General features: G+C 50.4%; 10 protein-coding genes. 5 read left to right on the top strand and 5 right to left on the bottom strand.

The features are described 5' to 3' along the window. Window positions 1-22: 22 nt before the first annotated feature. Entirely contained in the window at window positions 23-934 is a 912-nt protein-coding gene (locus L2712_RS17585; RefSeq protein WP_248978552.1) for a class I SAM-dependent methyltransferase, read from the bottom strand. A 27-nt stretch (window positions 935-961) separates the two neighbouring features. Further along, on the bottom strand, window positions 962-2041 hold the full coding sequence (locus L2712_RS17580) for an AI-2E family transporter (protein WP_033540216.1): 1080 nt from the start codon (window positions 2039-2041) through the stop codon (window positions 962-964). A gap of 75 nt (window positions 2042-2116) precedes the next feature. Here L2712_RS17580 and folX point away from each other — a divergent pair, with 75 nt between their 5' ends. After that, complete coding sequence (gene folX / locus L2712_RS17575) at window positions 2117-2482, top strand: dihydroneopterin triphosphate 2'-epimerase (RefSeq protein WP_033540217.1); 366 nt, start codon at window positions 2117-2119, stop codon at window positions 2480-2482. A gap of 120 nt (window positions 2483-2602) precedes the next feature. Then, window positions 2603-3523: a TIGR01777 family oxidoreductase gene (locus tag L2712_RS17570; protein ID WP_248978551.1), complete on the top strand. Its 921-nt coding sequence runs from the start codon at window positions 2603-2605 to the stop codon at window positions 3521-3523. 26 nt (window positions 3524-3549) lie between these two features. On the opposite strand, the gene L2712_RS17565 is transcribed toward L2712_RS17570, so the two are convergent. Both L2712_RS17565 and L2712_RS17560 read right to left on the bottom strand, forming a co-directional pair. After that, on the bottom strand, window positions 3550-6000 hold the full coding sequence (locus tag L2712_RS17565) for an ABC transporter permease (protein WP_033540219.1): 2451 nt from the start codon (window positions 5998-6000) through the stop codon (window positions 3550-3552). Then, window positions 6000-6716: an ABC transporter ATP-binding protein gene (locus L2712_RS17560; RefSeq protein WP_033540220.1), complete on the bottom strand. Its 717-nt coding sequence runs from the start codon at window positions 6714-6716 to the stop codon at window positions 6000-6002. The genes L2712_RS17565 and L2712_RS17560 overlap by 1 nt, the downstream gene beginning before the upstream one ends. Window positions 6717-6780: 64 nt before the next feature. Between L2712_RS17560 and L2712_RS17555 the strand changes: the two genes are divergently transcribed. The 3 genes from L2712_RS17555 to L2712_RS17545 all read left to right on the top strand — a co-directional run bounded on the left by L2712_RS17555 (window position 6781) and on the right by L2712_RS17545 (window position 11547). Further along, window positions 6781-7344, top strand: a complete 564-nt coding sequence (locus L2712_RS17555) for an arylesterase (protein ID WP_283104913.1) — start codon at window positions 6781-6783, stop codon at window positions 7342-7344. A gap of 307 nt (window positions 7345-7651) precedes the next feature. After that, window positions 7652-10303, top strand: coding sequence for a parallel beta-helix domain-containing protein (locus L2712_RS17550; RefSeq protein ID WP_033540221.1), 2652 nt, complete (start codon window positions 7652-7654; stop codon window positions 10301-10303). A 53-nt stretch (window positions 10304-10356) separates the two neighbouring features. Continuing rightward, on the top strand, window positions 10357-11547 hold the full coding sequence (locus L2712_RS17545) for an SO2930 family diheme c-type cytochrome (protein WP_248978550.1): 1191 nt from the start codon (window positions 10357-10359) through the stop codon (window positions 11545-11547). On the opposite strand, the gene L2712_RS17540 is transcribed toward L2712_RS17545, so the two are convergent. Further along, on the bottom strand, window positions 11544-12557 hold the full coding sequence (locus tag L2712_RS17540) for an AraC family transcriptional regulator (protein WP_248978549.1): 1014 nt from the start codon (window positions 12555-12557) through the stop codon (window positions 11544-11546). The genes L2712_RS17545 and L2712_RS17540 overlap by 4 nt on opposite strands. Window positions 12558-12650: the final 93 nt, after the last annotated feature.

Genomic DNA, 12650 nt, shown 5'->3' with positions numbered 1-12650 from the left:
CATGAGCCCCACATATTCACATCTACTGCCTCTGACGATAGCGCAGTACCTTTAACGCCTTATCCGGATCCTTATCCAGAAACACTTCGGGGTTCGCCAATTGTTCAACAAACTCTAAAGTCGGACTCTGCTCCGCCACCTGATCTTTTAGAAAGTCGATCCCCAACTCAGGGGCATTAAGACACAGCAACACCTCTCCTGTTGGAGATAAAAGCTGAGGCAGTCGACGCAGCAGGCGGGCATAATCCTTAGTCGCAACAAAGCTACCTCGCTGATTACTCGGCGGATCGGCAATGATCAAATCATAAGGCCCCATCTTAGTTAACTTGCCCCAAGATTTAAAAATATCATGCCCTAAAAAACGAGCGCCGTGTGGCAGTTCATTGAGCAGATGATTCTGCTTACCTATGGCCAGCGCCCCTTTACTCATATCGATATTAACCACTTGATCGGCACCACCTTGTAGCGCCATCACGGAAAATCCACAGGTATAAGCAAACAGATTTAATACATTGGCCTGGGCCGCATGTTTTTTGACCCAGGCACGACCGGCGCGCATATCTAAAAACAGGCCATGATTTTGCCCACGCAGCAGATGGACCTGAAAGCGTGCGCCGTTCTCAACGACCAGATGAGGCTCAGGCACCGCCCCCTTTAACATATGAGTTTGAGTTTGCCCGGCACATCTGTGCTGAAACACTAAGTTAAAAGCCTGCTCGCCCATGAGTGCCACCCAGCGCTCATGAATAGCCTCGGTCAGCGAATCCAAGGCCTCTTGGTCGATCTCTTTGAAACTGGTAAGCAACAACACAGGCGGAAACCAGTCGAGACACAAATGTTCGGCCCCCTCATATCGACCGCCGCGACCATGAAACAGTCGCTCGGCCTCACCGGAAAACCCTATGTGCTGTAATGCTTGCTTAAATGACTCCATGTAACACTATATACCTGTATAAAAAGATTAATTATCTGCATTTGATGCAGTATTTTGGTCAGAACTCAACAGCGACTCGTCGACGCGATCGGCAAGCAAAATGGCCAGCCAACCACCGCTCTGGCTCGACTCTAGCGCTATCTTGACGATCATGGTTAAGGGAACAGATAGCAGCATACCCACAGAACCCAGCAACCATCCCCAAAAAATCAACGAGAGAAACACCACTAAGGTCGAGAGCCCTAGGCCACGTCCCATATACTTAGGCTCAACAATATTGCCCATCACGGTATTGGTCGCCAAATAGAGTAGCGCTGTGCCGCCCGCGGCTGCAGGACCAAGTTGAATAAAAGCCAGCAGCACAGGGGGAATTGCCGCGATAATCGAACCTATATTGGGAATATAGTTAAACAGAAAAGCCACCACAGCCCAGAGCAAGGCGTAATCAACTCCGATAAGTGTCAGCGCAATCCCTACGACAACGCCGGTTCCCAGACTGACTAAAGTTTTGATCACCATGTACTGGTTAACCGAATGCAAAAACTTATCTATCTGCTTGATGCGCATGTCGGGATCGTCCAAGGCATAGTGTAACTTCTTTGGCAGATCCTGAGCTTCAAACAACATAAACACTACGGTCAATATGATTAAAAACAGATTGGCCATCACACCGCCGACACTCGACAGCATATTAGTGGTCATCGACAAGGCGATACCTGGATCGAAATAGGCCAAAACCTGCTCTTTAGAGACTTCGATATTTAGCGCCTGTAGCTTGGTTAAGACCCAGGCAAACTGCTCCACCAACTGATCTCGATACTGAGGCAGCTGACGAGAAAACTCATTGATAGAGCTGCCCACGAGAGAGGCCAACCAGAGCCCCATCAAGACGATAAAAACCATCATAATGGCCACAGCCAATGCTCGTGGTAGCTTAAGCCGTGTCATACCATTGATCGCCGGATTACAGATCACAGCGATAAATGCCGACAGTACAAAGGGAACAACAATTGGGCTTGCGGCTTTTATCCCTGCCAATATCACGACGATAAACGCCATGATGGCAAAGCCTTTAAACGCGACCCCTTGATTTTCAAATCGAGTCATTTAAATAAAGTCCTTCTGAATTACCCATTATATTGATAGGCTTAACTTAAATAATTCACAACTAAAATAACGCCTATGAAACCCGAAATCGCCATCATTCGAATTAAAAACCTACGTCTTCGCACCTACATAGGAATTAAGGAAGATGAGATCAATAACAAACAGGACGTCACCATTAACGCCGAAATCCACTATTGCGCCACTAAGGCACGCAACAGTGATAATATGCAAGACGCCTTGAATTATCGCACGATAACGAAAAAAATCATTGCTTTAGTTGAAAACAATCGCTTCTCATTGCTCGAACACCTTACCGATCAGGTGTTAAGTATCGCCAGCGATCATGAATGGGTCGATTTTGCCTCGGTAGAGATAGACAAACCCCATGCCTTGAGGTTTGCCGACTCTGTCTCAATGCAGCTGTGTTATCAGAAGTCATAAAAGGCTCTCTGATAAGTAAACACAGAGACGAGTTAAGCGGCTGAATTTCAGCGCCAAAAATGATCCTAATTGCCATCTATAGTGTATATTTTTGATATCCCCTAAAAAAATGGAGTCGGCATGCGGATTTTGATCACGGGTGGCACAGGATTTATCGGAAAGGCCTTAGTCAAGGCCTTAGAAACCGAGCACGAACTCACCTTACTGACGCGGTCAGCCGGAAAAGCCCACCTGGCACTCGGTAATCAGCATAAGTTACTGGGAAATTTAGGCGCCCTGAGTAATCTCGACGGCTTCGATGCCGTGATAAACCTAGCCGGTGAACCCATTGCCGATAAACGCTGGAGCCTAGAGCAAAAGCAAAAGATCTGTGACAGTCGCTGGGATATTACCTCCCGCTTAGCCAAACTCTTCGAGGCGAGTAAGACGCCACCTAAGGTATTCATCAGCGGCTCGGCCATTGGCATCTATGGCGATCACGACAAACAGGTTCACTTAAACGAATCTTTCGATCTCGCCCATTTTAAAGACACAGGTAATGACGAAAAATTCCCCCACAGCGTCTGCGCTAAATGGGAAGAGTTGGCGCTGGATTGCCAAGGAATCACCCGAGTCTGCGTCATTCGCATCGGCTTGGTACTTGGCCTAAATGGTGGCGCACTGAAAAAGATGTTACTGCCCTTCAAATTAGGGGCTGGCGGCGTAGTAGGCTCTGGCCAGCAAGGCATGAGCTGGATCCACAGGGATGATCTTGTCGCCCTCATACTATTTTTGCTTAGCCACTCAGAGTGCGAGGGGATCTATAATGCCACCGCCCCTAACCCTGTTAGCAACCGTGAATTCACCAACGCATTAGGCACAGCATTGAGCCGGCCCACCCTAATCCCCATGCCGGGAGTAGTGCTCAATTTGGCGTTAGGCGAGATGTCACAGCTGCTATTAGAGGGGCAATATGTCTACCCTGATCGGCTCACCCAGGCGGGTTTTAGTTTCCGTTTTACCCACCTGAATGAAGCCCTGAGCAACCTGTTTGATTCTTAATGCTCAGCTTTGCAAGATATGAGTGCTTAGCCTTGCAAGAGTTGTCGGCAAGATTTCTGTAATAACTGACGACATCGCCAGGTCCCCAGCAGCGCCACGATAGCCGCCCCAGACAGGGGCGCTAATAGCCACCAATCCCAGTGCATATAGACCACCAGCTCAAATACCTGAGTCTTTAACAGATAGATGGTAAATTCCGCGACGATCGCCGCCAGCAGACCGGCAATCAGGCCAAGCAATGCAAACTCGAGTGCCGTGGCCATTCTCAGCAGCCAACCCGAGGCGCCAAAGGTTCTCAGCACCGCCAATTCACGCTGACGAGTCGCCATTCCCGCTTCGGTCTGAGCAATCATCACTAAGCTGCTGGCCAGTAACACCAAGACTAATACCAAGGTTAGTGACAGAGAGACCTGATCGATTATCTGCCTTAATTGCTTCACCATAGCGCCCACATCTATGATGGACACGGTCGGAAAACCTTTGATCAAACCAAGCACCAAAGATTTCTGACTCTCATCCAGATAGAAGCTAGCCATAGAGGTATAGGCAAAAGGTGCCAAGGCCTCAGGATGGAAAATCATAAAGAAGTTAGGCTGCATCGTCTCCCAGTGGACGGTACGAATACTGGCAATCTTTACCGTAAGAGGCTGATTGTCGATAACATAGGTCAGCTCGTCTCCAAGCCCAACCCCCAAACGTTCGGCCACCCCGGACTCTACCGACACCTCATTGGCCGACTGATTAAAATGTCCTGATATCAGTTCATTATTGGGTGGTAACGAGGTTCGCCAGGTCAGATTGAGTTCACGAGAAATACCCACTCGGCCCTCGACGCCTTCCTCTGCCTGAGCGGCCGAGATCAAGGTCTCGCCATTAATCTCCACCAAGCGGCCACGTATCACCGGATAGATATCGGTCGCTTTAACCTGATTTGCCCTGAAGTACGCTTCTATCGGTTCCTGCTCCTCTGGAGCAATATTCACCAGAAAATAGTTCGGTGACTGCTCTGGCAACTGTTTATGCCACTCATCAAGCAGATCTTGTCTGAGGGCGATAATGGTGAGCAGCAATACCAATGCGCTGCTAAAACCTACCAGCTGCACCGCATTTTGCCTGGCCCGTCGTCTTAAACCAGCCAATGCCAATTGCATCGGATTTGTAGTCTTCATACCTACACTGTGACCAGCGCGAATCAACAGGAAACCAAACAGGCTTAGCAAGACACCGAGCAACATCACGGCGGCAACCACGGTCAGGGTCAACACCAGGCTTTGTGAGTAAAGATAACCCAGTAGCGCCATCGCCGACAGACTAAGCACCAAGTGCAGCCACATGCCAAGCTGAATCCCCTCTAGCTGACGCTGTAACACCCGCAAAGGGGGAATGGCCAGCAGACGCATTAACGGATAAGCCGAAAACATAAAGGCCGAAATAAGGCCGGTGGCGATACCTAGCGCAATAGGCCGAAATAACGGCGGCGAATAAGCAGAAATAGAAGCCGGCAGATACGCAGTGATCAAGGAGTCCAATAAGAAGCCGCCAAACAGACCCAAGGCTATCCCCATTAGAGTGACAAACAGCAGATGCAAGCCAAAGAGAATGCGGATTTGTCTGCTCGATGCACCAAAGGTTTTTAGCATGGCCACCACGTCAAAGTGACGCTGACAGTAACGCTGTGCGGCAATGCCTATTGCGGCGCAGGCCAGTGCAATACCCAATAGACTCGCCAGCAACAAGAAGCGCTCAGCCCGTTTAACGGCCCCCGCAATTGGTGAATCTCCCGATTGAACATCGACCCAACTCTGACTGTTGTTGAGCAGCGGCTTGACCGCATCTTCAAACGCCTTAAGCTGGCCACTGTCTCCGGTAAATTGATGGATATAACTTACCCGGCTTCCCGGTTGGATCACCCCTGTTTTTTCGACATCTGCGAGGCGCATTAACACTACGGGCGAAGAAGCGAAGGGGTTAAAGCCTGCATCTGGTAATCTGGCGATCTCGGCGCTCAGGCTAAACTCGGCATTGCCCACCTCAAGGCGCTCAGGATACCCCAGGATGCCCCCAAGACGCGTCTCATACCAAATAGCATCTGCCTCTGGTAACCTATCGGTTGGCCCATCACCCAGCTCTATCACCCCTTTTAAGGGGTAATTGTCGTCTACGGCCCTGACGGTTATCAGCTGAAAGGCATCACCGGCGTAGGCCATGGAGTTAAACTGCATGCTGGCCGCGTGCCTTAGCCCCAGGGACTCGGCCTGCGTTAGGATCTGTTTATCCAAGGGGACCGGGGAATTAATAATGCGATCGGCGGCGATAAATTTTGATGCCTGACCATTGATGGCCAGCTGCAAGCGCTCACTGACCCGCGCCAGGCCAGTTACCGACAGAACAGCCAGGGTGATTGCCAAGATGATGAGTAACAACTGCCCCTGAAGCAGCTCGCGCTTAAATAACTTCCATGCGATGCGAGATTCCATTAACTCGCCTCCGCTGCGCTCTGAGGCTCTCGACTGTCATGCGCCTCGCTTAGTTTTCCTGCTTGCATGTTAAAACGTCGCTGACAACGATTAGCCAGCTGCAGATCATGAGTCACCAGTACTAAGGTGGTGTCGCTCTCACGATTAAGATCAAACAACATATCGGCCACCTTATCGCTATTGGCGCCATCTAAATTGCCTGTGGGCTCATCGGCAAACAGCACCTTAGGTTCACTGATAAAGGCTCTGGCGATGGCCACGCGCTGCTGTTCACCACCGGAGAGTTGGTTAGGAAAGTGATTGAGCCTGTGACTTAATCCTACGCGCTGCAGCATCTGCTGCGCCTTCTGTTTTGCATTGGCAACACCCGAGAGCTCAGCCGGTAGCATCACATTCTCAAGAGCATTAAGGGTATCGACTAACATAAAAGATTGAAAAATAAAGCTGACTTTCTGTTTACGCAGCGCCGCCTTGCCTTCTTCATCCAGTCCTTTCAGGGCGACACCATCGAGCATGATCTCACCCGAGGTCGGCGAATCAAGCGCCGCTAACAATCCAAGTAAAGTGGACTTACCGGAACCCGATGGCCCCAATATGGCCACACTGTCTCCCGACTTGACATCCATGTTGATGCCATTGAGGATAGTAAGCTCTCCCTCTTGGGTAGTTACCGATTTATAGAGATCACTGACCTTGATAGCACTATTTTTTAACATATATTCCTTCTCGCTTCGTCGCTTAAGCCAGCTTATCCGCATCTCTGGCCTGCTCGTTTTATTCTTGCTCCCCCAAGCCCATGCTAACCCGATATTGATCTTAGGTGATAGCCTAAGCGCAGGCTACGGCATGGAGCAAGAGAAGTCCTGGGTCTATTTGTTGCAGCAACAAACACCGGATATCACCATTATCAATGGTTCTGTTAGTGGTGAAACCTCGGCCGGAGGACTGCGCCGACTCCCTGCCCTGCTGGAATCTACCCAGGCCAAGCTGGTCTTTATCGAACTGGGCGGAAACGATGGCCTGCGCGGATTCGCACCTAAGCAATTGAAAAATAATCTTACAAAAATGATCCAATTGGCAAAGGCTTCTGGAGCCAAAGTATTGCTAAGCGAGGTGATGGTGCCGCCTAACTATGGCCCACGCTACGCAAAACAATTTACCCAGGTCTACGAAGAGCTTGCCAGCGAGCATGGCATTACGCTGGTGCCCTTCTTCATGACACAGATCGCTATTCACCCAGAATTGATGCAGGCCGATGGCATACATCCAAATGAACAGGCGCAGCCGCAAATCGCCGACTTTCTCCACCCTTGGCTGATCAATACGCAGACAGATAGCCAATAGGATCACTTGGGCCGAGGCGACGCTAGCAGCGCCTTCGGCCACATCAAACCTTATGCCAACCAGCCCCCCGCTAATTAATGCAACTCACTCAACAGCTCCTACCAGTTAACCAGCCAGATTTCCAGCGTTTTAATAATTTGCGCACCAGCTTGTTTTCTTTAGTTTTTATCTCAAACAACTGTTTAAAAACTAAACTAAGCTACTGATTAATACAGATGTTAATAATTTGTTGGCCAGATTTCACATTGCATATCTGGTACGGCAGTGCAATCTAACCAAGGAATAATAACAATAAGTAGGAGATACTATGTTCAACAAGACGCCCTCGTGGCTGATCCCAACGTTAGTCGCCAGTGCAGTGGCACTCTCGTTCACCGGCTGTTCCTCAGACGATGAAGACACACCTGCGGTCGAAACTCCACCTGTGACCACTACCCCCACAGATCCGGGCCCAAGCTTTCCAGTGGGAGCAATCATCATCGAAGATGGTGAAAACCTCACCACCCGTATTCAAGAAGCCTTAATCAATGCCCAAAGCAACGATGTGATAGTGCTACCTAAGGGACACTTCAAGATCGAATCGACCTTGCTGTTTGACGGCGATGTCGACGGTGATGGCGCCTACGCTAAAAACATCACCATCATGGGTCACGGCATGGAAGAGACTGTGCTGGACTTCTCCGAGTCGATCACAGGTGACGGTATTTTTGTGCAAAACGCCGTAAATATCACCATTCAGGATCTCTCAGTCAACGAAGCTAAGAACAACGGTATCAAGCTTAAAAATACCAATGGCATCATCCTGAGACGTCTGGCCACAGTTTGGGAAGGTGAGCTTGACGAAGACAACGGTGCCTACGGCCTCTATCCGGTAGAGTGTGAAAACATTCTTATTGAAGACACCTATGTACGCGGTAGCGCCGATGCCGGTATCTATGTGGGGCAATCTGAATATATCGTCGTACGCCGAAATATCGCCAAAGAAAACGTCGCCGGTATCGAAATCGAAAACTCTAAATATGCCGACGTCTACGACAACGAAGCCATGGGTAACACTGGCGGTATCTTGGTCTTCGACCTGCCGATCAACAACCATAGATATGGCTCAAGCGTGCGCATCTTTAATAACAAGGTGTACAACAATAACACCCCCAACTTTGCTAACGCCTCCTCCAATCCTGCGGGGGTACATATTGTGCCGCCAGGCACTGGGGTGATCATCCTCTCTACCAATGATGTGGAGATATTTAATAACGAAATCACCGGCCACGACACCCTAGGGGTCACAGTCTCAAGTTTCTTCATTGCTGAGCCGGATATCAGTACCTTTGTGGGCAACTATGGTCAGCCAGGGCAGCCGATTGAAGATGGCTGGCGCCCAACGCCGCGCAACATCTATCTTCACGACAACATCATCAAGGATTATGGTAAGAAGCCCAATGGCTATCTCATCGAAGATATCATCAAGGCTTACCTGCTCAGCCATGGCGCCTTCCCGGGTATCCTCTATGATGGACTGGGCGAGATGCTCTCTAACAACGGTACAGCTGCCTACTTAGGCCTAAAAGAGCAACCTTTCGCACAAGATGGTAGCGATAACATCTGTGCCCAGAATAACGGCGACGTCTCTTTTGGCCGCCTGTATGCCAACAACAATACCGACATCAGCATCGCCGATGTCCTGTATGAGAAAACCCAAGATAAGATTATGAACTGTGCCCAGCTGAGCCTACCGGTTCACACTGTCACCTTTGGCGATCAAATCTTCGGCTGTGGCGTCGATGATGACGTTGAAGGCTGTGATGGCGGTAACCTGGTCGGTGGCGGCGGCTCTATCGGCGAAGGTGAAGGCGGTTTGATCGGCGATGGCGATCTAAATCTGTGTACCACCACTGCTGCTGGGGTTAACTGGGATGCACTACTGGGTGCAAACTGTCCAAACCTCTCTGATTATCAGCTATTTGCCGATACCAGCGATCCGAGCACAGGGGCAAACTCAGGTGGTATTCCCTATGATCTCAACACCCAGTTGTTTACCGACTATGCCAGCAAATACCGCTTCGTCTTCGTGCCAGAAGGTAAAGTCGCAAACTACTCGGCCAACGAAAGCATGGACTTCCCAGTCGGCACAGTGATCACCAAGACCTTCGCCCTGCCCGCTGACACCAGTAAGCGCGGCGTGGAAAACGAAACCTTAGTGGAAACGCGCCTACTGATAAAGCGCGCCACCGGTTGGTCGGCACTACCTTATGTGTTTAACGCCGAACAGACTGATGCCGTACTGGCCAAGGCCGGTGCTATTCAGGGCAAGCAAGTGGTTCATAATGGCAAGACGCTAGACTTTGACTATGTCGTCCCCAGCATGAATCAATGTAAGCAATGTCACCAGTTTAAGGTTGACGATGCCAGCCCTGCGGTATTTGTCCCCATTGGTCCAAAGGCACGTCACTTGAACAAAGACTATGCCTACAGCGACGGTACCATGAACCAGCTGATGAAGTGGCAAGCTGCCGGTATCTTGCAAGGTGTACCCGACACGGCAACCATAAGCACTGTACCCGCTTTCAATGATGGCGATGAAGCTAAGGCTGCAACGATGACAGATACCGAACTGATGCAGACCGCTAAGGGGTATCTGGATATCAACTGCGCTCACTGTCACCGTCCTGAAGGTAACGCGTCCAACACAGGGCTTAAATTGGAATACTGGCGTAGCTATGAGGAAGACAGTGGTTACTCACACGGTACTTGTAAATCACCGATCGCCTATGGTGGCGGCTCATTGAGTTACGACGTTGTACCAGGCTCAAGCGAGACCTCTATCCTTCACTTCCGTATGGACAGCACGGCACCTGGCGATCGCATGCCAGAGATCGGTCGCAGCCTGTCTCACACCGAAGGAACGGCACTTATCGCCGAGTGGATCAAGCGACTCCCTCTGGCCACCTGCTCACAATAATCTAGCCTCAAGGGCCGCCAACTGGCGGCCCTTTTTATAGCGAGCCGAATCCTATGCGAACTTCATCCCTTAATTATTTAACCGCCCTCTTGCTGCTCTGCCTCACGGCCTGCGGCGGCAGCGATGACAGCACGACAGCCACACCAGAAACACCAATGACACCGCCGACAGGTGGCACCAACCCTGAGCCAGGCCTGTGTGACAGTCAAGGCAACGACATTAATTGGCAGGCATTGATGGAGCAAGATTGCCCAAGCCTGTCCCACTACAGACTATTTCAGCAGCCAGATAAGCCGACCCGAGAACCGCGCGCGCCCGGCTTCAAATATGAACTGTCTAGCCAGCTGTTTACCAATTATGCTCACAAGTACCGTTTCATCTTCCTGCCTGATGGCAAAACGATCACCTATCATGGCACAGACACCTTCGACCTCCCGGTCGGCGCAGTACTGGTAAAAAGCTTTGCCCTACCGACTGATACCCAGCTTCAGGGAGAGGCACATGAGAAGCTTGTGGAGACCCGTCTACTCATCCACCGTCCTAGCGGCTGGACCGCGTTGCCCTATCTGTGGCAAGACGGTGAGGCACGACTTGCCCTTACTGGCGCCAATCTTGACCATAGCCTGAATCGTCAGGGAGAAACACTGAGTTTTAACTATCATGTGCCCAGCAGAGCTGAGTGTAAGCTGTGTCATCAGCGTGCAAGCGACAGTGGCGTAAAGATCTATCCTATCGGGCTAAAGCCCTACCTGCTTAATCATGAACTGCCTATCGCAGGTAACCCCAAAAACCAACTTAACTACTGGCAGCAGCAAGGCAAACTCACAGGGCTGCCCGCCACTGGCGCTCCCGATACGGCACCCGACATCAATGATACTCATGCCGATTTGACCGCCAGGGCGAAAGGATACCTAGATATCAACTGCGCTCATTGTCACAGAGCTGAGGGATTTGCCAGTATTTCTGGGTTGCGTTTAGGCTTTTATGTGGATCACACCAGCTTTCAATATGGGATCTGCAAGCAACCCCCAGGCTGGGATGGCGGTGAAAAGGGGCTGTCTTACGACATCATACCCGGCGACGCAGAGCACTCTATCTTGCTCTACCGACAGATGTTAGACGCACCGAAAGATCGCATGCCCCCCATCGGCCGCAGCCTGAGTCATGTCGAAGCACTTAAGGTATTGGAAACCTGGATAGATGGACTAGCGCCCAGTTTAGGCAACTGCCAGCACTCGTCTTAAATTTTACGAATAAACTGGCCTGGCGGCAGGCCAAGCCAGTGCTTAAAACTCTGCCTGAAGTGACTCACGTCGCTAAACCCCATGATATCGGCGATATCGACTATGCTCTTATTGCCCTGCACAATTAACCCTATCGCCGTCTGGCAGCGCACCTGATCCACCAGTTTCTGATAGCTGGTCCCGGCGTTAGCCAGATGACGCCTCAGGGTGCGATCGCTCATATTCAATCTCAGCGCCATCAGCTCAAGCTTAGGGGTTTGTGGAAAGCCTTCGTTTAAGATGGCCAGCACCTTTTCAATCAATGAAGTCTCATGCAGGGCATGTTCGTCTGACGATATGCGCGAAAAATCATAGATTATGGGCAGTTCGAGCGCCTGATGCGCAATCGCCCATTCGAAGAACTCATGATTGAAGCTGACTTCAGCCTGGCAAAACTGCGTCAAAAATTGGCACTCATGCTCAGGAGTCGCCAGTAATACACGCTCAAGTTTGACGTGTTGCCCCGTCAACTGCCGCGCCAACGCCAGCATGGAGCTGACACTATTTTGAAACTGTAAGGCAAAATGCGGCGCTGATATCTTGCCCGTGTTTAACCAGCGAAAATAAAGTTGCTGCGCTTTGTGAGTCACTAGGGTATCAGACACACTACCCACTAACTCGGGATGGGCAATGACAAACTCTAAACAATCACCGAGTGTCTTGCACTTTGCCAAATAAGGCCAGATCAACTCTAGCGCTTCCAGGCAATAGGTCTCGCCTAACTTAGCGCCGATCTGAGGGTCATTATCCAGCCCTGCAAGATACGCCATGGCATAATCGACCTGCCACACATAAACGAAGCTCATCTCAGCCAACTCGTTCATACCAAGGCCGATGTCGGCACATAGACGATCGGCGCATTCTGGGCCAAAGCGCTGCGCAACAAACCGAAGCAAGCTTCTCAGTTCATATGCGGGATAAGATTGATCGCCAACCTTCAGTGTTGCCTGGTAGCGGGTAATACTCGTCATCTCAACCTTACAAAATCTAGGGTAATAATGCTTTGTATAAGATTTTGCCTAAGAGTAAAAGCCTGGCAAGGATAAAAAGTTACAAATATGTAA

The sequence above is a fragment of the Shewanella marisflavi genome, from assembly GCF_023283925.1.
Lineage (GTDB): Bacteria > Pseudomonadota > Gammaproteobacteria > Enterobacterales > Shewanellaceae > Shewanella > Shewanella marisflavi.
This window is presented reverse-complemented; position numbering and strand designations above follow the sequence as displayed.